Annotated in this window: 1 protein-coding gene; it reads right to left on the bottom strand. The window is 43.8% G+C overall.

Annotation, left to right across the window (positions count from 1 at the left end; genetic code table 11):
• On the bottom strand, window positions 1–559 hold a 559-nt coding region (locus tag G4417_RS16570), incomplete at both ends, for an RNA-guided endonuclease InsQ/TnpB family protein (RefSeq protein WP_173684243.1).

Raw genomic sequence — 559 nt, 5'->3', positions numbered from 1 at the left:
ATATTCCGGAACATCCCGTATCCATTATCCTGTACACTTTTCCCAAAGTGCAGGCACTGGCCCATTGCTTTCATATCAATATCTTCTGCCGCGACTATATCGTACTGGTCTGTGATCCTGCGGCTCAGTTTATGCAGATAATCCTTTCTCTGGTTTCGTATTTTTTCATGGCACCTGGCAACTTTCTTTTTCTGCCGCACATAATTGCGGCTTTCTTTTACACATCTCGACAGTTTACGCTGCTCCCTTGCCAGCCTTTTTTCATTTCTTCTGAAGAATCCTGCTTTTTCAAGTTCAATCTCTTCTGAAAACACTGCCATCCCCTGCATCGCATAATCAATCCCCAGTATTTTGGCATTGCTGTAATCTTCATCTGCTGCTTGGTTTTCGCAGCTGTATCCTTCATACAGCAGACTTGCAAAATACTTTCCGGACGGCTCCATACTGACTGTCACTGATTTCAGACAGCAGTTTTCTGCAGGCTCCCTGTGTTTTTTCATGGAGATCCATTTTAATTTGGGAAGCCGGATCCGCTTATCTTCTACCAGAATATTTCCGT

It is taken from the genome of Blautia wexlerae (assembly GCF_013300825.1).
Classification (GTDB): Bacteria; Bacillota; Clostridia; order Lachnospirales; family Lachnospiraceae; genus Blautia_A; species Blautia_A wexlerae_B.
This window is presented reverse-complemented; position numbering and strand designations above follow the sequence as displayed.